The organism is Algoriphagus sp. AGSA1, assembly GCF_021390545.1.
In the GTDB taxonomy this organism is placed as follows: Bacteria; Bacteroidota; Bacteroidia; order Cytophagales; family Cyclobacteriaceae; genus Algoriphagus.
On record NZ_JAJUWR010000015.1, the window covers coordinates 1 to 25,600 of the forward strand.

Consider the following 25,600-nt stretch of genomic DNA (forward strand, 5'->3'; position numbering starts at 1 on the left):
AACTCTCCATTGTAAATTATCATTATTATACACTGTCCATGGGACCGCACGAGGCAAATCCCATAAACGTCTCCCTGTCTGTTCCCAGGTTATTGTTTTTTTCGTCTTACATCACTTCAAAGAACTTAGTGTCACGCATTTGTGACGCTGGCCAGATAACTCGATCTTCCGATCTCCGCTCCGTTTTTTTCCCTTCCTTGCCGAAGGGAGTGCAAAGGTAAGCGTTATTTCTTTATCCGCAACACCCCTCGCGAAATTAATTTTAAAAATTCCCGGGAGGCTAACCTCCCCGTCTTTTGTCCCCTTCTCTTCCGATGGGTGCGCAAAGGTAAGCGGCCATCCCTGACTTCCAAACCCCGCGGCAAAATTAATTTTTTTCAATATCCCTCTGGAGGCTCCCCTCCTTTTCCACGACCCCGTTTGCGTCGTTTGGGAGTGCAAATATCCACCTTTTTTATTTATTGGCAAGGGTAATATTCAAAAAAAATGACACTAGCCTGTAACTATCTGAATACAAAAGAGAAAAATTCAGAAAGAAGAAATAGCCTTCCTAACCCCAAATAAAATACATCTTCAAACATCTAATTTTGAAGATGTGATGATTTTGAAAATAATATTCCAAAATCATCACACCATACCTCAATATCTGAAAGTAGGTAGCGGAGGATAATACTTTTTACGTGGGTCATGCGATGAAAAAACGTACCTAACGGAAATCTCATGTGCTCCTCCAGATACTCCAACTCCTAATTTGGAAATAGTGAAATCATAGCTGTATCCAAACTCCAACCCAGTATCCAATTCCACTCCAACTAATCCAATTAAAGATTCATTGTTAGGTAAATTATACTTGGTCGGGAGTCCTCTATACCACAAGCCAAGTATGAGCGGCTCGAAATAAAACTCTGCTCCCAGGTCTAGCTGGTCAAATACTCCCTGCTTTTTATAATTAAATGCAAGCGCAAGCGAACGCTCTTGATCCGTATTATTAAAATAATCATTGATATTCCCTGGAGCGAGGTTGAATCTCACGCCTCCCTGAACCGAATATTTGATCGGAAGTCGATTAGAATTTATCTCCAAATAACTAATCTGTGGCTCCAAGAGATGAAAAGCAGAAACTCCAAACCAAAACTTATCCTCATAATATAACAGCCCCGCATTTAAATCCCCGGTTCGCAACCTACTGTCACCTGTGAACCCCTCTCCCGGCTCTCCCACTATTACTCCTTTATCAATATCCAGCTGTGTTCCTAAAATAATCTGATCAAAAAGCACATCTCTAGACAAAAAACTTCCCTGGGCTCCCATATGAAGAAAACGTTTTTCACCAACTCGTAACCTATAGCTATAAACCAATCCTATTTCTGAAGTAGTACTTTGGGTGAATGACTCTTTTGCCCCTGACACCACGAGGCCAAAACCGGAATTGTACTTTTCTGAAAAATGATCAGCATAAGCCGTATATGCAATGAAACTCTGATCCAGTGCCGGCCATTGATTTCGGAAATTAACTCCAACTCTAGTCAGCCCTGTACTTCCTGCGAGTGCAGGGTTTAAATAAAATGGATTTGCATAGAACTGTGAATACTGAATGTCCTGTCCAAGTATTCTATGGGAACACAAAAGAATTACGACTAAAAACAGGTAACTCTTCATCATCTGATCAATTTGAACTTCCCCGCTTTAGTCACTTTCTCTCCATCAATAGCTACAGCATTATACCTATAGACATAGATACCTGCATCAAGCAGCCTGCCTTCCAACGTACCATCCCAACCAGGAGAACTTAAATCATCTGTCTCGAAAATCAGATCCCCCCATAAATTAAATATCAGCAGTTGCCCTGAAATGAGTCCTTTGGATTTAGGAATAAAATACTTGTTATTTTCATCTAAAGGAGTGAATCCGGTGGGGAACATTAACCTATAGCTTCTTAAAATTGAAACTTTCTTCTCCATAGTGGAGATGCAGCCCCACTCATTAGAGATAGTAAGTACTACATCAAAATCACCTTTTTCACCATACACATGAGTGGGATTTTTCTCTGTGGAAGTAACACCATCGCCAAAATCCCAACTCCAACTTTGTGCATCTTCGGATGAACTATCTATAAACTGAAATATATCATCCGGAAAAAAACCTCCATCTTCTTCACCTTTCACTCCTGTTCCCTGTATTTCAAAATCAAAATCAGCCAAAAATTCCTCCTCTAGAATGACTATTTCCAAAGGAGTAGGAGAGGAATAGCAATCCAGGCCTGCATGTTTGATCTGAAGTTCATATAACCCTGGGGTAAAGATCTCTTTCATTTCATCATCCAAAAAAATCAAGCCTTCACCAGAAAGCTTGTAATCATATAGGAGCGGATCATATCCTGCAATATGTAACGTTATATCTACAGCTTGATCTGCTGTACATCCTATAACCGGCGAATCATAATCAAATTCCGGGAATTCCGGAAAGCTGATTCTAATGGAATTGGAAATAGCCGGACAATTCTGGCGGTTATACGCTTTCACGAGATATTCACCTTCCACATCCGCCAAGTATTTTTCTGCTGAAGCTCCTTGAATCAATATTCCATCCCTATACCACTCATATCGAATATACGGTTCTCCTCCTTTGGAAGCCAAGACTACCGATTCCCCTCCACATAAGTTCACTTCTTCAATAATCTCTGGACTACCCTCTACATAAATCTCCACCGGTTCTGGGGATTCTTGGATTTTTAGCGTAATAGCATTCCCCGCAGAGCTTTTCCCGTACGTGTCCGTAATGGTATAATAAACCGTGACACTTTGATCAGTAAACCCTTCGTTTGGAAAAAAGGTATAATCCCCCCCATTCGTCCCTGCTTTAAAAGTACCTTGGGGGATTTCCAAAACCCTGTTTTCCTCCTGGCATTTCCCCTGGGTGCAGATATCATCTGTTTCTGCATCTATATCTTCCAGAGAAGCGTAGAACTGCAAACAGCGTATCTCGCTATTTTCATTGGGCAGGGTTATTTCTTCATCTATGATTAAATATTGATTCTCCTGGCCTTCACATGAAGTTATATCTGAGAAATCAACTCCTTGTGGATTTACTAACCCTGCCTCATTGGAGACTTCCAGAAGCAGATTTTTTATTTCATGGATGTTTGTCTCCCCACCTGTAGAAGCGGCAAAACCAATTTTCAGATTTCTTGGCGCCTCATAGGTGAAAGCTGTGCCAGGAATAATGGTGATAGTCCTGGGTTCATTCTGGATTGTTGTGACTACCATTTCCAGCTTAACTAGATATCCCACTCCACTTGGATGAGGCTCAAGTTCCAACAATACTTTCCGGTAACCGGGCTGGTTTATATCCTCTACTCTCCCTGTGCCAAATCCCCCTGAGCTTAAGGGGAACTGATACTGCACATCCAATGCAATGTTTGCATTTCCTGGAGGTGGATTATATGTGATTCTACCATTTACAAAATCATAGCCGTTAAGTCCGTTTCCTCCCCTTCTCAATACAATACTATTCGGAAAAAGCGAAGTACTTCCTCCCAGAAACCCTCCACGCTTGTTTTCACCAGAATTGCCAAAATTGCCAAAGGCATCGAAACCTAACCCTAAATAAGCCCCAGTCAGTCCTGGATTATTGTCTTTCTGCGCATAACCCAAAGAGCCCCCAAATCCCCCTGGGCGAAAATCCTGAGTGTCCGCATCAAATAGAAACACCGAAAGTCCATCTGCACCAGTCCCCCCATACATGAAATATTCAAAAGAAGCCTTAATCCCATAAACAGAAGAAAATGGAACATCTATATATACGTAGCCATTTTGATCTGTAACTGCTTCTGTTAATCGCAATGCGCCATCCACTAATTTTGCGGATCCCCCAAAAACTGTAGTAGATCGGGTATCACCTTCAGAAAAGGACTCACAATATGGAAATCCCACCTGTCCTTTTACAAAAAATGGGCATGAAAGAAAAATGAATAAAAGAGCTAGACGTATATACTTATTCAACTGGGAATATTTTGGATGTCCAAAATACACTTTATACACTAACAAATAAAAAAAAGCCCATGATATTAAAATCAAGGGCTTCAACTTAGTGTATTTATAATCAACGGATAATCGTCTGGGTACGATCAGGCCCTACTGAGACCAATTTGATCGGAACATTCAATTCCTCTTCTAAATATTCAACGTAGGCTTTTAACTCTACAGGGAAATCCTCATAGGTAGTAATATTCTCTAAGGAGCAATTCCAGCCTTTCATGGTTTTATAAATAGGGGTAACTTCCTGCTCTGTAATCTCAAAGCTCAGTTTGTCAATTTTCTCCCCATCTGGCAATTCATAATGTGTACAAACTTTTATTTCTTTGAAAATATTCAGAACATCACCTTTCATCATGAATAATTGGGTCACACCATTGATCATAATCGAATATCGCAGAGCTGGCAGATCCAACCAACCGCATCTTCTAGGTCGGCCTGTAGTACTCCCAAATTCATTGCCTTCTTTTCTCATATCCTCACCATCCTTATCGAATAACTCTGTAGGAAAAGGACCGCTGCCAACCCGGGTGCAATACGCTTTGAAAATCCCGAATACCTCTCCGATTTTGGAGGGAGCTACTCCAAGACCAGTGCACGCACCGGCTGTCATCGTGCTGCTGCTTGTGACAAATGGATAGCTGCCAAAATCCACGTCCAAAAGGGAACCTTGAGCCCCTTCTGCCAGAATTTTTTTATTAGAATCCAACGCTTCATTCACCACGTACTCGCTGTCTATTAGATTCAGAGTTCTGAAAAACTCTACTGCTGCAAAAAATTGCTCTTCCATCGCAGGCAATTCATCCAGTGGATGGCTATAGAATGAAAGAGTCGTTTTATGCTTAGCAACGAGTGTTTCGTATTTTTCCTGGAAATCAGGACTGAGTATATCTCCTACTCTCAGTGCAGATCTTCCGATCTTGTCCTGATAAGTCGGGCCAATCCCCTTCAACGTAGAGCCGATTTTCTTGTCCCCTTTGGATTTCTCCAAAGCGGCATCAAGCAATTTATGGGTGGGTATGATAATCGTGGCTTTCTTAGAGATCACCAGATTTTTCATGTAGTCAATAGAAAACTTTCCTAATCCATCGATTTCTCTTTTCAGTACAATGGGGTCGAGCACGACACCATTGCCTATTATATTGAGTATTTGTGAGCGAAATATTCCTGAAGGAATCTGATGCAAAACATGCTTTATTCCATCAAATTCTAAAGTATGTCCAGCATTTGGACCACCTTGAAAACGGGCTACAATTTCATACTTAGGCGCTAATACGTCTACTATTTTTCCTTTTCCTTCATCTCCCCACTGGAGACCTAGAAGTACATCCATCTTCATTTGATGTGCGGTCTTATCTGTTACACTTGACTTTTTGAAGCGTGAAATTTGCGATAAGCCCATAGAAAACCAAGAGAAAGATGGTAATTATTTCGCTTCAGTCAGATTGACATAGTAATAATACATGACATCTTCATCTGGTTGTTCTTCGGCTCTGAACATCAAACCATACTTGGTGTTCAAGTAAGAAAGCGATAAATCGGGGTTAAGTTCTGTCAGATTGATCTCTTGAACTTTTTGAAAATCCACGTCAAAAACTTCTAGGAAATAGTTAGAATCTTTGCCTCCCTCTCCTTTCACCAGCCTTACAAAATTATCCCAATCCTCCACAAAGGTCATCGTTCCGTATCGAACTTCCTCTTGCCATTTCTGTAAAAGCTCGAATGAGTCTACATCGACACTTTCTCCGCCAAAATGCTCAGGCGGATTCCTTTTATCAGGATAGGACTCGGATGAAAAAACATATACCTGATGTCTATTTGATTCTAAATCAACAACTAAAACATTACTAAATGAAGGATAGGACACAATTAACTGATTATCTACGATAGTGAGTTGGGGTGTATCATTACCTAATAGCGTGAGCCCGCCAGTTTTCACTTCAAATCTTAGGTCAAAATAATTAGCTGAATCGAGAGGGATTGGAACAAAACCCATAGAATCCCCATCGGGGCTATATGCTAGCACTGAAATCCGATTATCATAGTCATACACTATATAAGCGGTATTAGTCTGCTTATTAAAAGCCACAAACTCCGGCTTACCAGGCACTGATATAGCAGGGTAATCCAAATCTCCAAACACGCCAAACTCATGCATGTATTTTCTTGTGACAAGCTTAGTATCTATATCCTGTCTGAACAACTCTTGGCTATTTAGATAAATAATGTGTTTCTCGCTTACAAAAAAAGAAAAGACAGTACCGACGCCATAGGGGCCTTCTGCTTCCAAAAACTCCCCATCTTTTACCCAAGCAGAGTCAGTGGATAAGAAGACACTGTCTAGGGAGTTGACTATCTCGTTAAAAATCACTCCTTTTCTGCGAGAAGAATCCAAAAAAACTGAACCAAACCTCTCAGGAACCAATCCTCCTTCTCCTATATGGAATTCCTTACGCTCTGAAACAGTCAAAAAAATGTCTTTTTCTGATTTCTCCTTCTCAGAACAGGAAGGCAAAGAAATCACCAGAAAAATAAGTGAGCTATATTTTCCTTTTAAACTCATCTATAGAATCATAAACCGTAAAAATATTGTTCAACTTAGTGATGATCAGCAACTTCTTCACATGCTCGGACGGTGCGGTCAGGTAAACTTCCCCGTCTTTATTCCTCATTTTGGTAAGCATGGTGATCAGAAGGCCAATCCCGCTGGAACTGATATACCTCACTTCACTAAGGTCAACCACAAAAGTTTTTGCTCCTTCTTCCAGTGCATCGGAGACTACCTCCACCAATTTTGGTCCCACTTCATCCCCTATCAGATCTCCTTGGATATAAAGGTAATGAGCCTTGTCATCCTTTGTGGTGTTATATGTCAATTTCATCTGTGTATGTTTTTTTAAGCGGTCATTTCAGCCCCGAAAATCAGGATGAAATGCCCTAAATAATCATTCCTCTTTCTGAGAAACTTTTCTCATGTGTTTATATTGATTTCCAATGGTCACACCAGCCTTTCCTGGTGATTTTATACATTTTCTTCCTTTCTGTTATCACAATTCTCTTTTGTACAACTACCATACAATAGCAAAGAGTGGTGAAGCACTTTGAAATTAAGGATCTCACCTACCGTGTTCTGGATATTCTGAATACGGGGATCACAAAACTCCAACACTTTATTACAATCTGTACAGATCAAGTGATCATGCTGTTTATAGCCATATGATTTTTCGAATTGCGCAAGATTTTTACCAAATTGATGCTTGGTCACCAGGTCGCATTCCTCCAATAAATCCAAGGTATTGTAAACAGTCGCCCTACTGACACGGTAATTTTTATTCTTCATACTGATGTAAAGTGACTCCACATCAAAGTGACCGGTTCGGGTATAGATTTCTTCAAGGATAGCGTACCGCTCCGGAGTTTTACGGAGCTTTTTGGTTTCGAGATAAGCTGTAAATATTTTTTTTACCTCTTCGAAATGAGTTGTATTCAAAGACATTTGCTGGGTATTTTTTCAAATATAACTTTTGTATGTAAGAAAAGATTCATTGTATCAATCAAACCTTGAAACCTTCAAAATCCCATCCACCTGAACCAGGTTTTCGATCAACTTGTCCAGATGCTCTGTACTATGGACATAAAGCTTAATCGTCCCTTCAAAAATCCCCGCATCTGAGTCCACAGTGATGGATCGCATATTCACCTTCAGTTCATTGGAAATCACCTTAGTCACATCGTTGATCAATCCGACCCGGTCAGTTCCGATGATTCTCAGCCCAGCCAGGAATGCGATTTCTTTCTGGCTCGTCCACCTGGCTTTAATCACTCTGTTTCCATGATTGGATAGTAATTCAAGCGCATTGGGACAGGAGGTTCTGTGGATTTTTATTCCTTCATTCACTGTAACAAAACCAAAGACATCGTCTCCTGGAATAGGGTTGCAGCATTTGGCCAAAATGTAATCCACCACATCCATATCCTCGCCAATCAGCAGCTGGTCATGATCAGGGCCTTTGAGACTTTTTATTTCCTGTGTAAAAGAAGATTCATCCCTGACTTTTTCCTGGGTTGATTTATTTTGAAGCTTTTGTGATGCTTTAAAATCCTTGAAAGACTTGATCGAAGTTGGGTCTATTGCCCCAATACCCACCCGGAAATAAAATTCATTTGCAGTTTTCAACTCAAAAAACGCCCTTAGTTTTTCTACCGACTCCGAGTTAAACTCCATTTTCATCTGCTTCATCTTCCGCTGGACGATTTCCCTGCCATCAAGAATAGCTGATTTTTTATCCTCTCTCAGCGCATCTTTGATTTTAGCCTTTGCCCTGGAAGTCACCACATTATTAAGCCAATCCTCAGTAGGCTTTTGTTTATTGGAGGTGAGAATCTCTACCTGATCCCCGTTTTTCAGCTTATGAGAAATAGGAACTAGCCTCTGATTGACTTTGGCCCCTATGCATTTTGCCCCTACCTCTGTATGGATTTCAAACGCAAAATCCAGGGCGGTAGAACCAAATGGCAGAACTTTCAAATCTCCCTTGGGCGTAAAGACAAAAACCTCATCATGGAACAAGTTCCCCCGGAAATCATCCATAAACTCAATTGCATTTCCGTCATTGGACTCAAGCAAGCCCCGAACTTGGGTGATCCAGTCATCCAATCCTGAATTTCCCTTGGCGTTTTCCTTATCCTTATATTTCCAATGGGCTGCATATCCCCGTTCTGCTATTTCGTCCATACGCTCAGTCCGGATCTGCACTTCCACCCACTGTCCCGTCCCGCTCATCACTGTGGTGTGGAGTGATTCATAACCATTTGAGCGCGGTGTGCTTATCCAGTCCCTAAGCCGGTCTGGATTAGGCCTATAAAAATCTGTGACTATGGAATACACCTGCCAGCAGTCAGCCTTTTCATTTTCGAGGTCACTTTTGAGAATTATACGAATAGCGAACAGATCATAAACTTCCTCAAATGGTATTCCTTGTTTCTTCATCTTATTATATATGGAGAAAACTGACTTGGGTCTTCCTTTTATGGTGAATTCCAAGCCAGTCCTCTTCAGTTCCTCCTCTATCGGCAAGATGAAACTACGAATGAATTTATTTCTATAGGATTTGGATTCATTAATTTTGAAAACTATATCCTTATAAGTAGCCGCGTCAGTGTATTTCAAATACAGGTCTTCCAGTTCCGACTTAATGGCATACAAGCCCAATCTATGGGCCAATGGTGCATACAGATACATGGTCTCAGACGCGATCTTAAGTTGCTTGTGCCTCGGCATGCTCGCAAGCGTCCTCATATTATTGAGTCGATCGGCAAGCTTGATCAGGATTACCCTTACGTCATCCGAAAGCGTCAGCAGCATTTTACGGAAGTTTTCGGCTTGCTGGGAGCTCCCATATTCAAACACCCCGGCAATTTTGGTCAACCCATCAATAATGGTCATAACCTTAAAGCCGAACTCCCGCTCAATATCCTCAAGCTCCCAATCTGTATCCTCAACAACATCATGGAGCAAAGCCGCCACAATAGATGTAGTGCCAAGCCCGATCTCTTCTACACAAACCAATGCCACTTCCAGGGGATGATAAATATAAGGTTCCCCGGACTTGCGGCGCATATCCTTATGCGCATCGAGTGACACATTAAATGCTCTCTTGATGAGCTTGGCATCCCCATCCTTTAAAATAGGCTTTGCCTGTCTCAAAAGCCTTCGGTAGCGTTTGAGAATTTCTTTTCTTTCTTCTTCTATGTCCACTTCAATCATACTGGAGGAATTTACTACAAAAATGGGGCTCAGCGCCATACTTGCATTAAATCTTGAATATTTTTTTTCACATGCTATTGCATTTTGTTTTTTACCACCTACATTTGCATCCACAATTGGATTTGGAATAAGTTTCCTATTCTAAAAGTACGTATTGCGGATGTGGCGAAATTGGTAGACGCACTAGACTTAGGATCTAGCGCCGCGAGGCATGGGGGTTCGAGTCCCTCTATCCGCACAAAATACCGAACCCTCAATCACTCAACTGTCTTTAGCTACAGGGAAGGGATTGGGGGTTTTTAGTTAATCTTCATTCTTAAATTCTGAGCTTTGGAAATCACACAAGACAAGCATTCAACAAATGAAGCTTCTATTAAAATTAAATTAAACGAAGCAGATTACCAACCTAAGGTTGACGCAAAACTGAAGGACTTTGCTAAAAAGTCTAACATCAAAGGATTCAGACCTGGCAAGGCTCCTATTTCTATGGTGAAGAGCATGTACGGCACTTCTGTGCTTGCAGAGGAAATCAACTCCATACTTAGTGAGTCCTTGAACACTTACTTAAAGGAGCAAACATATAAAATCCTAGGTGACCCACTTCCTCAGGATCCAAAAGATTCTATTGACTGGAAAACCCAGAAAGATTTTGAATTTGATTACAAAATCGGATTTGTAGAGTCGGTTGACCTTACACTTGATTCAAAGATCAAAGCGACAAAATACACTATTAAAGTAGATGACAAACTGGTCAATGAGACTTTGGACAATCTTAAGTCCCAGTATGGAAACAGCACCAATCCAGAAGTAAGTGAAGAAGGTGACCGTATCTACGGAGACTTAAAAACTACTGAAGGCGACTTTGAAAAGACTGTTTCCCTTGACTTGACCAAAATCACTAAGAAGCTTGCAGGCAAGTTCATCGGCGTAAGTAAAGATGCTGAGATAGGATTCGAGGCAAAAGAAGTGAAAAAAGGCCAGTGGGAAGAGGCGTTCGGTCTAAGTGAGGAAGAGTCAAAGGGCATTGAAGGCGCACTGACTCTTACTGTGAAAAACATCAACAGGACAGAAACCGCTGAAATGAACCAGGAATTCTTTGACAAGATCTTCGGGCCAGACCAGGTTTCATCAGAAGAGGAATTTATCACAAAAGTACGCGAGACGCTTCAAGCCAACTACGACAAAGAATCCAAGGTATTTACTGAGGAAGAATTGAAGAAGGTACTGACAGGAGCGGCTAAAATAGACCTTCCTGAGACTTTCTTAAAAGAGTGGCTTTTGATAGCCAACGATGGCAAAGTAACAGAAGCGGATATAGAAAAGGAATTTCCGATTTACGCCAGACAGTTGACTTGGTCTCTGATTTCCAACGAAATCGCCACTAAGAACGAAATTAAAGCAGAGCATGAAGAAGTGATCGAAAAAACCAAGCAAATGGTACGTGAGCAATTTGCTGCTTCTGGCCTTGGTTCTCAGATGGAAGACAGCATGGATATGTTTGTGGACAACTACCTAAAAGGTGAAGAAGGCCAGAACTATATGAACATGCTCACTTCAATTCAAAATGAAAAGGTGCTTGCTTTTGCCCTGGATAAAATCAGCGTAAAAGAAAAGGATATTACTATCGATGAGTTTAAGGAACTTTTAGATAAGTAATTTGCTTAAATCATCATAAAAAAGCTCTTTGTAAAGGGCTTTTTTTATTTTTGCTTACCACAACAAACTCGAAAGATGATTAACAAAGAAGAATTCAGAAAATACGCCATACATAATCAGGGCGTAAGTGGCACTGCGTTTGACCAGTACACCCAGCATATTGAAAACATGACTCGCTCTGTAATCGAAGAGCGACCTCAGAATTTCAGAGAGATTGATGTATTCTCCAGATTGATCATGGACAGGATCATTTTCCTGGGAACAGGGGTAGATGATCATATTGCAAATATTATCGTGGCACAGCTTCTTTTCTTGGAATCTGTAGATTCAAAGAAAGACGTGTTGCTTTATGTAAATAGTCCGGGCGGATCAGTCACTGCCGGACTAGGTATTTATGACACGATGCAGTTCATTAGCCCTGATGTGGCTACCATCTGCACTGGCATAGCGGCTTCCATGGGAGCTGTACTGCTTGCTGGCGGAGCTGCTGGCAAAAGATCCGCATTGAAGCATTCCAGAGTGATGATTCACCAGCCATCCGGCGGGATGCAGGGAAAATCTACAGATATGGAGATCTCCTTGAAGCTTATACTATCTATGCGGGAGGAATTGTATGGGATTTTAGCGCAGCATACTGGCAAAACGCCGGAAGAGATAGAGAAAGATTCCGAACGGGATTATTGGCTTAGGGCCCAAGAAGCCAAAGCTTATGGTCTTATCGATGAAGTATTAGTTAAAAAACCAAAATAATGGCTCAAGTTACCTGCTCATTTTGTGGTAGAAACAAGAAAGATGTGGATCTAATGGTGTCAGGCATTTCTGCACACATTTGTAATTTCTGCATCGAACAGGCACACATGATTCTCGGCGAGGAAGACAAAGCCAAGAAACCCGGAAGTGCAAAACCAAAAATAAAGCTAAAAAAACCAAAAGAACTTACTGAGTATCTGGATCAATATGTGATTGGTCAGGAAGACGCCAAGAAAGTCTTGACTGTTGCAGTTTACAACCACTACAAGCGGCTTTTCCAAAAAGACGAGAATGATGATGTGAAGATTGAAAAATCAAACATCATCATGGTAGGTGATACAGGCACGGGCAAAACGTATCTCGCTAAAACACTCGCTAAAACACTTGAAGTTCCCTTCTGCATAGCTGATGCGACCGTATTGACTGAAGCTGGGTATGTAGGGGAGGATGTGGAAAGTATCTTGACCCGATTACTTCAGGCAGCCGACTATAATGTAGAAGCTGCCGAGCGCGGAATCGTCTATATTGATGAGTTGGATAAAATTGCCAGAAAATCAGACAACCCCTCCATCACACGGGATGTGAGTGGGGAAGGCGTTCAGCAGGCGATGCTGAAGCTACTAGAAGGCACTGTAGTCAATGTCCCACCTCAGGGCGGCAGAAAACACCCAGATCAAAAGATGATAGCAGTGAATACTGAAAACATACTATTTATCTGCGGAGGGGCATTTGATGGTATTGCAAGACACATCGGTAAAAGATTGAACACCCAGCCTATGGGATTCAGCAAAGCTGCCGCTGATGCAGTAGCAGACCGGGAAAATCTGCTCCAATATGTCACCGCACAGGATCTGAAGGCTTTTGGACTGATTCCAGAATTGATCGGAAGGCTTCCTGTCTTGACCCATTTAGACCCATTGCATGCGGATGCATTAAAAAGGATCCTAACCGAACCTAAGAATGCTTTGGTTAAACAATATGCGAAACTGTTGAATTACGAAGGTGTTACTGTCACTTTTGAAGACAGCGGGCTGGACTTCATTGTAGAAAAAGCAGTAGAATTCAACTTGGGGGCAAGAGGGCTAAGATCAATATGTGAGGCGATCATCACTGATGCCATGTATGATATTCCATCTGACGACTCGATCAAAGAACTGGTAATTGACGAAAAATACGCCCAGGAGAAGTTTGATAAGTCGAAATTCAAACGGCTTCAAGTGGCATAAATCCGAACCCTGCTTTTATTTAAGGCAGGGTTTATTTTTTGTCTATGCTTTCCAAAATCAGTCCTGCCGCTTTATCCGAAGCACTACATTCCCCGACTTCCTCTCTGATCAAATCATACCCTTGGAGCATCTGACCTTTGTAAACCTGATCACTTAACATCTGTTGTAGTTCAGCTTTGAGATTAGGGACAGAAAAATCATCTTGGATCAGTTCCTTTACCACTTCCTTGTCAGCGATGAGATTCACTAAGGAGATGAAAGGGACACGGATTAGTTTCTTCGCAATCGCATATGAAACGGCACTTGTCCGATACACCACCACCTGCGGCACCCTAAAGAGAGCTGTTTCCAAAGTAGCGGTACCTGAAGTAACCACTGCCGCAACAGCATGGGAAAGCAAATCATAGGTCTGATCATAAACCACCCGAATCCCGGCATCAACACCTCGCCGATAGCTCTCCTCACCAAGATCCTTTACACCTGCGATTACAAACTGTGCATTTGGAAACTCCTTCACCAAAGCAACCATTTTATCAAGCATGGAATTGATTTCCTGCTTTCTGCTTCCCGGCAGTAAGGCAATGATGGGTTGGTAGCTCAATTCATTTTTCTGAAAGAAGAATTCATGAGGCTTGAATTTAGAAATCTCATCTATAAGTGGATTTCCGACATAATGAACCTCCATCTCGTATTGTTCAAAAAACTTAGGTTCAAAAGGTAAAATACTATAAATCTGATTGGTAATAGCTTTTAGTTTTAAAGCTCTCTTCTGATTCCAGGCCCACACTTTTGGTGGGATGTAATAGTGAACAGGTATATTGTTCTCTTTGGCAAAGGCAGCGATTTTCATATTAAACCCACCATAATCCACCAGTATCACTGCATCTGGCTTGAAAGAAAGAATGTCCTTCTTGACTAGTTTCAGATACTTCAAAACCTTACGAAACCCCAATGCCACTTCCAAAAAACCCATCAGCGCTACTTCGGCATAATCAACCGCCAAATCCACTCCGGCTTCTGCGGAATACCTCCCTCCCATCCCACGAATTTTCATATATGGACTTTGGGCTTTCAACGCTGCCACCAAGTTGGAGGCATGGAGATCACCAGAGCGCTCACCGGAGATGATGTAGAGTTTAACAGGGAAAGTCAAATTTAGAATTTGTAAGTGGTAAACAGTAAGTGGTATGTTAGGGTACCTAAGAGATAAATCTAACGCAAAGTTACTTTTTTGCTATTGTACAAAACAAAGGATCTTTAGACATCATGGCATTAAGCTTTTGATTAATGGTCTCACATGACTTGACTATCAAATCTCTTTCCTGAACACTGGCTAATTCGCAGTCAAAAGCAACTTCAATCCAATCTTGGGTTTCATATTGCTCAGCATCTGAGTCTGTAAGCTTAGCAATAAAATGATTAACATATCTCCTTCTGGCCCAACTTTCAGCAATCTGCGCGCCAACGGATCTTGACGACCTTCTAATTTGATCAGTTAATGAATACTTTTCCTCCAAAGGGAAGTTCTTTGAAATCAAATACACATCCTTTGCCAACTGTCTCGACAACTTATACACATCAAGCTCATAGTAAAAATTAACGTATGCCATTATATTCATGGATTTAGTAGAAACTACAGCATCAACTACTTACAACTCACGACTTACCAATAAAACTAGTCCCCGTAATATTCCACGAAATTGCGTGGCGTTTCATATAGCGTAAGCTTGTGCAGACCACCACGAGTGGTTATCTCGTTCACAGCTGGCTGAAGGATTTTCCAAAACTCCATGATAAGGTTTTCACAGCTCGCCAGTTTTCCTTGCATAAAATCCACATCTATATTGAGGTTTTTATGGTCCACTTTATCAATTACCAGCTCCCGAACGATGGTACTGAGCTTTTTCAAATCCACCACAAACCCAGTTTCTGGATCAGGAAGCCCCTTTACCATGACGATCAACTCAAAGTTGTGGCCATGCCAATTCACATTGGCACAGGGACCAAATACCTCCACATTTTTCTCATCCGACCAGTTCGGGTTCCACAGTTTGTGAGCTGCATTAAAGTGTTCTTTTCGGCAAACGTAGATCATAGCATTCTGAAATTCGGGGCAAAGTTAGCCAAAAAGTAACTATTTATCGAAAGTTGCCAAGGGATTAAGGATATGAAAAAGGCCCGAACTATGTCGGGCTTGTCGGTGAATATGTTTTAGGTGTCGTTAAGTTTCTGAAAGAAAACCATAAGGTGATCCTCCCTGCTCAGATCAAGCTTATTTTCCTTAATCAACTCCTTAGCCCTTGCCTGATCTTCCTCACGTAAAGCTTTCAGCACACTTTTCGTTTTATTTTTGACTGACTGGACATTTTCATTGGAATCTATTAAGAAAAAATTTTCTTCAAACACAAACATCTTTCCTGGGCTTGGCGCATAGCTGTTCACCGGTGGGGTGATTAAATCTGAATAATACTTACGGACTAGGGTATATTTCTTGCCTTCAGCGATCACATTCACCAAATCATTTGACCCCACTCCCTTGACCATGTCAAAACCTTTTTTAAAGAGCAAATTTGGCAAAACCCCTTCCTGACCAGTTGCCATCAAAATAGAAGGGCGCTGTAAAACAGCATATTCCACATAATCTTTGTCTAAGTAAATGGTGTTGCCCGCCTCATTAATAACTTCCAGTTCATTGTCATGCACATTGAATCTATATGCCACATCCTCTTTTAGGCCGGCATTAGTGGTCCCAATATCTGCCTTGGCCCAATCTTGGAATAGGTAAGGAGACCCTTCTATCCCAGTATAACTAGTGATTCTCGCAGGAACACCATTCATATTGACATTAGAGATTTGTGCCACCGCAAACTGGGCAACCAGCATAATGGCTGCTATCAATAACCTTTTCATTATAGTTTAATTAACTTCTTGTACAATTTTAAGTTGTTTGTCTGAATTTGAAGAATGTAAACACCTCTTGGCCCATTTAAGTCTAAAGTGGCCTCCATTTCCAATTCGCTTTTAGAAAGTTCTTCTACTAAATATTCTCTACCTGCCATATCGATTACTTTAAATTCAAGGTTCCCTATATATTCATTGCTGATAGAGATATTCAATCTACCTTCCGTTGGGTTGGGGCCTATAAATATCCCTAAACGCCCAAGCTCTACCTCTTGATCAGGGATCGCTGAAATCACCACTGGGTCAGAAATCCTATTACAGCTACCGGAGAATATAGCAACCTGATACAGGCCATCCTCTAGTGCTTCAAAACTTCTGGAAGTAGCTTCTGATATGGGAGCTCCATTTTTATACCATTGATAGGATGAGCCTGGCTGCTGGGAAGTAAGCACACTTCCATTGATTACGATGACTGGCTTCAACAACTCATTTCCAGCTACTGTAATCACATTATCAAAGTCTGTGAACCCCTGATCGTTGGAAACTCTCAGCGTGACCAAATAATCGCCCGGAGCATCGAACACAAAGAATGGGTTTTCCAGCGAAGAAGTTCCTAGTCCTCCAAAATCCCAGGCATAAGAGGAGATGGATCCCTCACTTAAATTCTCAAAGTTTACCGCAGCACCTACACAGGTAAATGAGGCTGCGAAATTCGCAAAAAGCACGTCTGCGCAATCTTGCTGCAGCCAGCCTGAAGAATTGATAACTGTACTAGAGACTCCCAAGTTGATAATAGCATCTCCTTGCAAATCCAAATTCGAAACAGAGATATTTTCAAAGCAATATTTCTTGTATTGATCATGGATCAATACTCCCTTGGCAGTTGCATTCAGAAGTGAAGGAGCCGAAGAGGTAGCGGTAGCCAAAATATTATCCGTTACTGTGAGTTGGCCGGTGGCTCCCAAATTCAAGGTAGTGGCAGGGCCAATTTCCAAATCAGAGACTTCCACCAAAGGTACGGCAATGATCACTTCTGAATTCTTAACAGCAAGCGAATTAATCCCGTCGCTTAATAGTCTTAAAGAACCTGAATTTACCTGGAGGCTGGCAAAGTTGACTCCTGCTTCATTTTTCAGTGACCCTAAAGATCCATCAAACCTAATGGATATGCCTTCTTTCAAAGTAGCCGTGGGATCCACTGCCAATGTCTCAGTAAATGAGATTTCCTCAATCTTTCCGCTAATCGATCCAGCTCCTGTCATGGAAAGAGAGTTTAAATCAAGCTTACTTTGAGTCACCGACACATTTGCTGCATCTATGGCCATTTTATCCAACTGGTCGGCATCTATAATCTCCCAGTTTCCTTGGGCAAAATTCATTGACAAATTTTCCAATACAGCGGCTCCTAACTCCACTAGTTGCTTGTTAGCCCCTTCATTGGAAAATAAAATGGTTCCGTTTTTTATAGTGGTAAATTGATTGCTTACACGGAAACCATTGGAAGTGAACAACTGCTTACCATTCAAATCGAAACTCACAAGTTGGTTTCCGAAAAGATTCACACTAAACGCACTGGCATTTACCGGGAAATCCACCGTTTTGACCGCCGCATCCGCCCCTTCAAATACTACTCTTGTAATTTCCGTTGGAATCTTGTTTGCTGGTGCCCCTCCTGAAGAAAGTGACCAATTGCTTCCGGAATTCCAGTTTCCAGTGGCTCCCCCAATCCAATAAAGTGTCTCTTCAGCACCATCAAGGGTACCTGCTTTCATCACCAGCGAAAAATCCTGTGATGAGTTGACAAGTTCTTTCTTATGGGTAACTCGCACTGTATATTTTTGTGATTTGGGAGAAGAAATCAGAATCTGCTCTACATTATCCCTAAAGTTATCTTTGTCTTGGGCAGCCCTGGCATTAGGACCGGAAGCGGGATCAAGTGTCCAAGGAAAATAACTTACACCTTGCTCATCCGTAATCCGCATATCCAGGTCGTTCACCAACATGAGATCTTGAGGGTCAAGAGATGCGCTCACAGGAGTACCTGAAGGATCCGTCCAGGCTATAGTTATCCGTATAGGCGTGACCCCATCAGATACAAAATCAAACTCATACGTTTCTCCGTTAGTAAGATTTAGCTCTCTAATAATCTCAGAAGTACCATTTTCACTTAAAATAATATTGCCAGCGGCTTCCGCATCAAGCAAGCCCCAACCATATATATAATCAGGTCCGTTGTGTTGACCAGCTTCTTTTGTGGTATTGAGAGCCAAAGCTTTCAGCGTAGATGCCCACATAAACCTACCTGAGTTTCGCTGGCTGTAGAGCTGCTGAAGCAATAAAAGTGAGCCGCTCACATTGGGGGCGGCCATGGACGTGCCGCTCAAAGTAGCATAGGCATCCGTCACACCACCATCGGCGATTGCAGAGCTAAACACATTTACACCCATACCCACTAGATCAGGTTTGATACGCCCATCATCAGTTGGCCCCCAACTTGAAAAATTGCTCATATTCACAGAAGAAGACCCAGTATAATCAGGAACGTTACTCACTGCCCCGACCGTAATAACATTTTTAGCGACACCTTCCGGTCCGATCGTATCATCAGGGCCATCAGGATCCCTGCTACCGTCCCCGCTATCACTACGGTCATTACCGGCAGCCCAAACCACAGTGTAGTAAGGTTTAGAAAATATCAAATCATCCAGTCCTTTGCTTTTGGAAGAGTAAAACCCGAATCTATAGTCCTCATCAGGATCTATACTGGGATTACCTGCCCATGTCCATACATTACTGGAGTTACGGTACCAACCCAGCACTACTCCATAGGAATGGTTGGATACCAGATGCCCACCAGGTTTGGTGACCGGATCATAGGCATTGTTATTCATTTTAGACAAGTCACTTTCCCAGTTGAATGCCCATCCTGTAGCCTCCGAAGCCATACCCTTGGCATTGTCCCTAGCTCCAGAAGCTAAAATAGTACCTGTAACGTGGGTAGCGTGATTGGAGATCGTCTCAGTAGATCCATCCACCTGAGTCAACCTACCGTTATACTCCACATGATCTATCTTCGGCCTAGTCTGATCATAGACTCCTACTACCATCCCTTTGCCTGTCAAGTTGACTCCTAGTGATCCATTCGGCTGCAATGCTACAGTACCAGTAGTGTTTGCCGCATTCACATTCATTGTCTTGTAATATACCGGCTGATCGGTTTCGTCAAAATACCTGAGTTCGGCCACAGCTCCATCCTGAAGAGTTAGTGTTATAGGAATATTAAGGGCTTTAGCCTTTTGGATGACTAAGGCTCTGGGCAGAACAAGATGCTGAAAATCCTGTTCAAATGAAGAACTGATTCTTGCCCTCGCCGCTTCCAGCTCCTTAGTGCCCGTATCTTTACTTTGCGCCAACAGCAGACTGGAAGTCAGTCCAAGCAAGACGAATGTGAATAAAATTTTCTTCATAAATCCCAAACTATACCACCTAAATTAACCCAATGAAATTAATTAAAGTTTAAAAAAAAGAGGGCGTTTTGCCCTCTTTTTATAAACCAATAAAATTTGAGGCTATTTTTTTGTCAAGATAACATCCCCGCCATCACCATAGGTATTAGACCAACTAAGCGATATGGTACCATCTTCATTGACTACTCCGGAAATAGTGAAAGGGTCTCCATATTGATCTACATTAGCAGAATCCCCAGTAAGCTCATTACATGAATCTCCGATCCTTCCACTTGGAGCAGCGTCGCCATATAACCCAGGATACATACCAAAAGAAATATCATCAATCAAATAAGTAGCAGTACCTGAAGTCTCTTCCCACTCCACTTCATCTGCGGCTGCAATCACGAAGTTAGTAGCAGTTTGGTTTGGTCCTCCTTCACCATCACCTGTTTGAAGGTACTCATAGAAAACTGTATAAGTGCCGGCAAGATCAGAAGGACAAATAGTTCGGATCGCTACTGTGAGATCCCCATAATTAGAAGAAATTTCAGCCCCATCTGCACTTGAAATGAGTAACATCAAGTCTGGAGCTTCCGATGGATCTATGTTTCCAGTCAAAACCTTGACATCTAATGTGGCCACAAACTCACCAGCAGGTATAGTCACTGTCTGGGTTGCCAGAGTATAATGAACTCCAGACACAGCAGTAGATGCAGGATCTACTTCTATACTCACAGTAATAGGAGAGGTACTCACAGTTGACACACGGTTCAATTGCAGAGTGACAATATCCTCCTGGGCCTCAGTAAGCCTGATAAATGATGCTGTGCGCCCATTTGGCAAGCGACCATCCTCAAACTCAACAAACCCACCATCAAAAATGGTGTCGGCTCCCTGATCGTCAAAACAAGCAGTCATTGTCATAGAAGACAATATCACTGCAAGGAATATATATAATTTATTCAATTTCATTTTATCTGATTTTTAGTTGTAACCAGGATTATCTTCTAATAGATCATTCAAGATAATTTGATTCTGAGGCAAAGGAGCCAAAATACGATAGTCACTGTAAGGCACAGGTTCAATAGTCCCAGATTTAGAGATGGTTAGGCCATTTCGCTTTAAATCGAACCATCGGTGTCCTTCCAGTGCAAACTCAATTCTTCTTTCGTTGAGAATCGCTTGAAATAAGTCATTGCCAGTAATTCCCGTCAATGCGCTTACACCTCTTTTGCTCCTCAAGGCATTCAGGTCAGCAAGTGCCCCGGCGTTATCACCGGTTTTCTGTCTGGCTTCAGCTCTGATCAGGTATAGCTCAGAAGCTCGCAAAATCGGTAAGTTTTCAAGAAAATCCCCTTTGGATCCAAGCCATTTTTTAGATGCATAAACTACCCCATCAGCGCCACTACGGGTGGTCTCATCCCACATATCTCTTCTTACATCTCCGGCATCATAAGAATCCAGTAGCTCATCAGTAGCAGTCACGATAAATTGTGCCCCAGTAAATACATTTGCAGTCAATGAACTCATGGAATTATTCACTCCATCTACTGAACTCCAATCCACTGAACGGATCTCAATCTCGAATACAGATTCTGGGTTTGGAAAAGTATTGAAAGCTTCTTCATATGCATTGGCTGCTACCAAACCATCACCATTAGCTGTCAATCCCATAGATGCCATCGCCTGACTGGCCATAGCAGCCGCTTCAGAATTTTTGCCTTCATAGAGATAAACTCTTGCCAACAAAGTCTCTGCGGCACCTTTGGTTGCCCGATAATTGTCAGCTGTACCTATGGACTGCCCCCCTAAGCTTGAAATAGCATTGGTAAGGTCTGACTCAATCTGATCGTAAACCTCTCTATTTGTACTTCTTGCCCTAAAATCCGCATCAGAGAATCCTAAAGTAGGGTTAGTCCGCAGAATAACTGAAGAATTCCACCCATTCACTTCCTGGCCTGGCTCATAGCCATACACTCTTGCAAGATCAAAGTAGAACAATGCTCTAAGGAAATAAGCCTCTCCTTTCAACTTAGTGCGAAGTGCTTCATCTCCCTCTACCTCTTCGATTTCTGTGAGAAGAATATTGGTTTCATTAATCGCGGTATAAACCCCTGTTGTCCAAAGGTTGATATGAGCTCTGTCAGCATTGACTTCTTGGCCTATATACCTTCCTGTGTTTGCTATAATCCTTAAATTGTCTGCCATAATTTCAGGCGCAATCATCATAGTCTGTCCGTAATAATTAAAGCTTCTTACTCGCCCATAAATAGACATCAATAAGGATTCAAAACTTTCTACATCCGTAAAGGCAGATTCAGGCGTTAGGCTTTGCCTAGGTTCTGTCTCTAATAAGCTATCGCATGAACCCAAAATAAGGGCACTGCCTAGCACAAGTGTTTTTATAATATTTTTCATTCCTAGTCCTGATTAGAAGTTAAGATTGATACCAGCGGTAAGTTGCTTTCCATTAGGATAAGAACCATAAGTAGTATTTCCTACAGAGTTCACCTCGGGATCGATACCGTTGTAGTTGGTAAATGTCGCCAAGTTCATTCCTTGCAAGAAGATAGTCGCACTGCTCATCCCTATTTTTTGGGCCGCCACATTTCCAAGAGTATATCTTAGTGTCACCTGTTTCAATCTTACATACCCCCCATCACTCAGAAGTCGTGTAGAGAAAGTATTGATATTTGATGTACCCGGAGCCTGGCCACCTTCATAAGGCTTCCCAACTGTAGTGACATCCCCAGGTTGCTTCCAGTAATCCGCCTGGCTTACAAATTGGTTATCCGGGCCAGAGCCCCAGAAGCCCAAATTATAAATATCTGAATTGGTTGCAAGGTTTCCGAATTGTCCCTGAAAGAATATTTCCAGGCTAATAGGCCCATAGGAAAAAGTATTGGCCAAACCACCATAACTACTAGGAAGTGCACTGCCTCTATAATCCAAAGTAGATTCTCCTGTCAAATAAGTATAATTTCCAGTACCGGTACCATCATCATACATAGCCAATCCATTTGCAGGATTAACACCTAGGTACTTGTTAGTATAAAAGAAATCTATGGGTCTTCCTACAATTAAATCATTGCCAACCCTGTCAAGCCCATCATAAAGTGATAAAAGCTCATTTTGTAACAAAGTGATATTGAAGGCTGTGCTCCATTGGAATTTTCCAACCACCACATTGGTAGTCTGCAAATCAATGTCTATCCCTTGGTTTCTCAGTTCACCAGTATTTCTTGTTATTATGCCAAATCCTGAATCAATCGGCAGAGGTGTTTCAAAGAGAAGAGATTTGGAATTTTTTCTCCAGAAATCAACTGTTGCAATTATTCTACCATTGAACAAAGTACCATCTACACCAATATTGAAAGTTTCTGCTTCTTCCCATGTCAACAGGTCATTCCCCAGTTGACTGATTGTCAGACCACCATTTCCTAAGTACTGCCCGCTTGAACCTACTAGAGTTCTCGAGGCAAAATTTTCTATATCAGAATTCCCGGTAACCCCATAAGAACCTCTCACTCTCAGGTTATCCAACCAGGTCACATCCTGCAAGAAGGCCTCTGAAGAAAGTCTCCATCCAACAGAAAATGCCCCGAAAGTACCCCATTTATATTCTTCTCCAAAACGGGAGTTCCCATCCCTTCTCAATGTCAAATCCGCAGTATATCTATCATCATAGTCATACTTGGCCTGACCAAAGAACCCTGCCCTTTTGAATTCTGTATAGAAACTGTTCACTGCAAAAGGTGTAGCAGCATTTTGAAGATAAATCAACGTAGGATTAGGGAATCCACGTCCTGTAGCTGACTGCAGATCATCATTCCCCACTTTATATTCAAAACCTAAGATCCCTGATACCGAATGAACTTCGTTAAATTTCTTGTTGAAATTGAAGTTATGATTTGTGTTGAAGTTTGTTTTTCTCCGTGAGGTAAACACTGAAGCTCCACCGTAAGAAGAAAACGCCGGAATGGTAGAAGGTCTGCTGTTCACATCTGCATTATCAGAGAAATCAAGACCAAAATAAGAAGTCCAACTCAACCATGGGGCAAACTGATAGGTGAGAGACAAATTCGAAACTGTCTGCACAGTTTTAGCATTTCTTAACTCTTCTGATACACCTTGCACAATATTATATCCAAATAAGTGATTGGACGGATATGGTGCAAAAGTACCATCCTCGTTATAAATAGGAACATTTGGTCTAGCGGAATATCCGGCAACGAAAGGCCCATTAACGAAGTTTCCTCTATCGATAGATCCATTGGTGTTTTGGTAAGCCAATGACAAGGCCGCAGAAACAGTGAATTTTTGGTTTGGCCTGTGGGTAAGGTTTAAACGTCCAGTTGCTCGCTCATAGTCAGATTTAATAATTTGAGCTTCCTGTTTGGTGTAAGAACCTGAAAGGAAAAACGTGGTCTTTTCATCACCTCCCGACACGGATAGGTCATACACGCTTAACCTACCATCACGGTAAAGTGCATCAACCCAGTCATAGCTCTCAAGATTCGGATCTTCTGGATTACCATAGGTGGCAGCAGCATTAGCAGGGTTAAGACCAGCATTGATATAAGCATCTCGTTTGATCGCCGCTAATTGGGATGCATCCATCACATCATAGAGATTCAATGGCTGCACTATCCCTTCCTGAACTGACACTCTGATGTTGGTCTTCCCTTTTTTACCTCTTTTGGTATTGATCAAAACCACCCCGTTTGCAGCCTGAGCGCCATAGATCGCCGCTGCTGCTGCATCTTTAAGAACCTCAATGGATTCTATATCATTCGGATTAATAGATGCTAAAGCATTTTGAGAGCCTTGCCCTGATAGACCTCCACCCTGTACCTGCACACCATCAACGATGTACAACGGATCATTACCCGCATTGATAGAACCTACTCCACGAATACGTACGGTAAGCGCCCCGCCCGGCTGCCCGGTAGATGAGGTCACCTGCACCCCAGCAATCCTGCCCTGCATGGCACGGTCAAAAGACTGAACAGGCAAATCCTGAAATACTTCGCCTTTAACTGCTGAAATGGCACCGGTAATTTCCCGTCTCGATTGATCACCATAAGATGTGACCACAAATTCCGAAAGAGATTGAACATCAGGCTCCATCGCTACATCTATTGTCGTGCGGTTACCGATGGTAATCTCCTGTGGGCTTAAGCCAACAAAGCTAAAGACCAATACATTGCTCCCGGCAGGGACACTGATTGAATACTTGCCATCAATATCTGTGGCTGTTCCAATAGTGGTTCCCTTTACCAGAACTGTCGCTCCTGGTACTCCTAGATTATCTTCCGTAGAAGTAACCGTACCAGTGATCACACGGCTTTGGGCAAAAGCAACTGCTCCCGCTAAAAACAGTGTGAGTCCTAGAAGTAAAACTTTCCTCATATTTGTTCTATTAAGGTTTAAAATTGAATCAATTATATCCTTTTCGACAATAATTTCCCAAAGTGAGCTAGAGAAATAATTATAATAATAAAGAAACAATCTGTAGAAAAATTCATCAAACCGGCCAAAAACGAAACATTATTGTCCATTCTTATACAGTTGAGCAAATACATAGATTTAAATTTCGTTAATCAATTGTTAACAAAAGTTAATTTGTCTTAAAAAAAACAATCTTTTACGCTTCAACCAATCAATTACCTTGAAAAAAAAACAAAACCATAAAGAAACTGACCAAAACGAAATTTTATGTTACAATAATCCATATTCTAGCATTTAATAGTTCAAAAAGGCAGGTAAAAAAAACAATCCCCTGCTCCGCCATAGAAACAAACCCTGCCGTCTACC

Annotated in this window: 18 protein-coding genes and 1 tRNA gene; 4 read left to right on the forward strand and 15 right to left on the reverse strand. The window is 41.8% G+C overall.

The annotated features are described in order from the left end of the window. Positions 1 to 639 precede the first annotated feature (639 nt). The 7 genes from LZF95_RS13125 to LZF95_RS13155 all read right to left on the reverse strand — a co-directional run bounded on the left by LZF95_RS13125 (position 640) and on the right by LZF95_RS13155 (position 9,801). Complete coding sequence (locus LZF95_RS13125) at positions 640 to 1,662, reverse strand: type IX secretion system membrane protein PorP/SprF (protein ID WP_306422335.1); 1,023 nt, start codon at positions 1,660 to 1,662, stop codon at positions 640 to 642. Beyond that, positions 1,659 to 4,001: a PKD domain-containing protein gene (locus tag LZF95_RS13130; RefSeq protein ID WP_233755537.1), complete on the reverse strand. Its 2,343-nt coding sequence runs from the start codon at positions 3,999 to 4,001 to the stop codon at positions 1,659 to 1,661. Before LZF95_RS13130 ends, LZF95_RS13125 begins: the two co-directional genes overlap by 4 nt. 100 nt (positions 4,002 to 4,101) lie before the next feature. Further along, positions 4,102 to 5,373, reverse strand: coding sequence for an adenylosuccinate synthase (locus LZF95_RS13135; protein WP_233755538.1), 1,272 nt, complete (start codon positions 5,371 to 5,373; stop codon positions 4,102 to 4,104). Between the two features lie 87 nt (positions 5,374 to 5,460). After that, positions 5,461 to 6,597 (reverse strand): DUF4221 domain-containing protein, encoded by a 1,137-nt coding sequence (locus LZF95_RS13140; RefSeq protein WP_233755539.1) that lies wholly within the window; start codon positions 6,595 to 6,597, stop codon positions 5,461 to 5,463. Beyond that, complete coding sequence (locus LZF95_RS13145; protein WP_233755540.1) at positions 6,575 to 6,916, reverse strand: STAS domain-containing protein; 342 nt, start codon at positions 6,914 to 6,916, stop codon at positions 6,575 to 6,577. Before LZF95_RS13145 ends, LZF95_RS13140 begins: the two co-directional genes overlap by 23 nt. Before the next feature lie 140 nt (positions 6,917 to 7,056). Beyond that, entirely contained in the window at positions 7,057 to 7,530 is a 474-nt protein-coding gene (locus tag LZF95_RS13150) for a Fur family transcriptional regulator (RefSeq protein ID WP_233755541.1), read from the reverse strand. Positions 7,531 to 7,584: 54 nt separating this feature from the next. Beyond that, positions 7,585 to 9,801, reverse strand: a complete 2,217-nt coding sequence (locus LZF95_RS13155; RefSeq protein ID WP_233755542.1) for a bifunctional (p)ppGpp synthetase/guanosine-3',5'-bis(diphosphate) 3'-pyrophosphohydrolase — start codon at positions 9,799 to 9,801, stop codon at positions 7,585 to 7,587. Between the two features lie 156 nt (positions 9,802 to 9,957). Between LZF95_RS13155 and LZF95_RS13160 the strand changes: the two genes are divergently transcribed. The 4 genes from LZF95_RS13160 to clpX all read left to right on the forward strand — a co-directional run bounded on the left by LZF95_RS13160 (position 9,958) and on the right by clpX (position 13,433). After that, positions 9,958 to 10,039, forward strand: a tRNA-Leu gene (locus LZF95_RS13160). A 92-nt stretch (positions 10,040 to 10,131) separates the two neighbouring features. Further along, the gene (tig, locus tag LZF95_RS13165; RefSeq protein WP_233755543.1) at positions 10,132 to 11,457 is read left to right on the forward strand and encodes a trigger factor; all 1,326 of its coding nucleotides are present in this window, start codon (positions 10,132 to 10,134) and stop codon (positions 11,455 to 11,457) included. Positions 11,458 to 11,532: 75 nt separating this feature from the next. Then, positions 11,533 to 12,207, forward strand: a complete 675-nt coding sequence (locus LZF95_RS13170; RefSeq protein WP_306422337.1) for a ClpP family protease — start codon at positions 11,533 to 11,535, stop codon at positions 12,205 to 12,207. Continuing rightward, positions 12,207 to 13,433 carry an ATP-dependent Clp protease ATP-binding subunit ClpX gene (gene clpX / locus LZF95_RS13175; RefSeq protein WP_233755544.1) on the forward strand — a complete coding sequence of 409 codons (1,227 nt, stop codon included), beginning with the start codon at positions 12,207 to 12,209 and terminating at the stop codon, positions 13,431 to 13,433. The genes LZF95_RS13170 and clpX overlap by 1 nt, the downstream gene beginning before the upstream one ends. A 31-nt stretch (positions 13,434 to 13,464) precedes the next feature. Here clpX and lpxB read toward each other — a convergent pair whose 3' ends face one another. From lpxB to LZF95_RS13215, 8 genes are all read right to left on the reverse strand, one after another. After that, positions 13,465 to 14,586, reverse strand: a complete 1,122-nt coding sequence (lpxB, locus tag LZF95_RS13180) for a lipid-A-disaccharide synthase (RefSeq protein ID WP_233755545.1) — start codon at positions 14,584 to 14,586, stop codon at positions 13,465 to 13,467. 70 nt (positions 14,587 to 14,656) lie between these two features. After that, positions 14,657 to 15,043 carry a four helix bundle protein gene (locus LZF95_RS13185; RefSeq protein WP_233755546.1) on the reverse strand — a complete coding sequence of 129 codons (387 nt, stop codon included), beginning with the start codon at positions 15,041 to 15,043 and terminating at the stop codon, positions 14,657 to 14,659. A gap of 65 nt (positions 15,044 to 15,108) precedes the next feature. Beyond that, positions 15,109 to 15,528: a 6-carboxytetrahydropterin synthase gene (locus LZF95_RS13190; RefSeq protein ID WP_233755547.1), complete on the reverse strand. Its 420-nt coding sequence runs from the start codon at positions 15,526 to 15,528 to the stop codon at positions 15,109 to 15,111. 116 nt (positions 15,529 to 15,644) lie between these two features. Continuing rightward, positions 15,645 to 16,343, reverse strand: a complete 699-nt coding sequence (locus LZF95_RS13195; protein ID WP_233755548.1) for a hypothetical protein — start codon at positions 16,341 to 16,343, stop codon at positions 15,645 to 15,647. Then, the gene (locus LZF95_RS13200; RefSeq protein WP_233755549.1) at positions 16,343 to 19,801 is read right to left on the reverse strand and encodes a S8 family serine peptidase; all 3,459 of its coding nucleotides are present in this window, start codon (positions 19,799 to 19,801) and stop codon (positions 16,343 to 16,345) included. Before LZF95_RS13200 ends, LZF95_RS13195 begins: the two co-directional genes overlap by 1 nt. 102 nt (positions 19,802 to 19,903) lie before the next feature. Continuing rightward, complete coding sequence (locus LZF95_RS13205) at positions 19,904 to 20,755, reverse strand: DUF4843 domain-containing protein (RefSeq protein WP_233755550.1); 852 nt, start codon at positions 20,753 to 20,755, stop codon at positions 19,904 to 19,906. A 12-nt stretch (positions 20,756 to 20,767) separates the two neighbouring features. After that, positions 20,768 to 22,201 carry a RagB/SusD family nutrient uptake outer membrane protein gene (locus tag LZF95_RS13210; protein ID WP_233755551.1) on the reverse strand — a complete coding sequence of 478 codons (1,434 nt, stop codon included), beginning with the start codon at positions 22,199 to 22,201 and terminating at the stop codon, positions 20,768 to 20,770. A gap of 12 nt (positions 22,202 to 22,213) precedes the next feature. Then, the gene (locus LZF95_RS13215) at positions 22,214 to 25,195 is read right to left on the reverse strand and encodes a SusC/RagA family TonB-linked outer membrane protein (RefSeq protein WP_233755552.1); all 2,982 of its coding nucleotides are present in this window, start codon (positions 25,193 to 25,195) and stop codon (positions 22,214 to 22,216) included. Positions 25,196 to 25,600: the final 405 nt, after the last annotated feature.

Coding starts and splice junctions, on each gene's coding strand:
- LZF95_RS13195 (WP_233755548.1), bottom strand. CDS start 16,343: ATGAAAAGGTTATTGATAGCAGCCATTATGCTGGTTGCCCAGTTTGCG.
- clpX (WP_233755544.1), top strand. CDS start 12,207: ATGGCTCAAGTTACCTGCTCATTTTGTGGTAGAAACAAGAAAGATGTG.
- LZF95_RS13150 (WP_233755541.1), bottom strand. CDS start 7,530: ATGTCTTTGAATACAACTCATTTCGAAGAGGTAAAAAAAATATTTACA.
- LZF95_RS13145 (WP_233755540.1), bottom strand. CDS start 6,916: ATGAAATTGACATATAACACCACAAAGGATGACAAGGCTCATTACCTT.
- LZF95_RS13140 (WP_233755539.1), bottom strand. CDS start 6,597: ATGAGTTTAAAAGGAAAATATAGCTCACTTATTTTTCTGGTGATTTCT.
- LZF95_RS13205 (WP_233755550.1), bottom strand. CDS start 20,755: ATGAAATTGAATAAATTATATATATTCCTTGCAGTGATATTGTCTTCT.
- LZF95_RS13185 (WP_233755546.1), bottom strand. CDS start 15,043: ATGGCATACGTTAATTTTTACTATGAGCTTGATGTGTATAAGTTGTCG.
- LZF95_RS13125 (WP_306422335.1), bottom strand. CDS start 1,662: ATGATGAAGAGTTACCTGTTTTTAGTCGTAATTCTTTTGTGTTCCCAT.
- LZF95_RS13210 (WP_233755551.1), bottom strand. CDS start 22,201: ATGAAAAATATTATAAAAACACTTGTGCTAGGCAGTGCCCTTATTTTG.
- LZF95_RS13200 (WP_233755549.1), bottom strand. CDS start 19,801: ATGAAGAAAATTTTATTCACATTCGTCTTGCTTGGACTGACTTCCAGT.
- LZF95_RS13215 (WP_233755552.1), bottom strand. CDS start 25,195: ATGAGGAAAGTTTTACTTCTAGGACTCACACTGTTTTTAGCGGGAGCA.
- LZF95_RS13170 (WP_306422337.1), top strand. CDS start 11,533: ATGATTAACAAAGAAGAATTCAGAAAATACGCCATACATAATCAGGGC.
- LZF95_RS13155 (WP_233755542.1), bottom strand. CDS start 9,801: ATGATTGAAGTGGACATAGAAGAAGAAAGAAAAGAAATTCTCAAACGC.
- LZF95_RS13135 (WP_233755538.1), bottom strand. CDS start 5,373: ATGAAGATGGATGTACTTCTAGGTCTCCAGTGGGGAGATGAAGGAAAA.
- LZF95_RS13190 (WP_233755547.1), bottom strand. CDS start 15,528: ATGATCTACGTTTGCCGAAAAGAACACTTTAATGCAGCTCACAAACTG.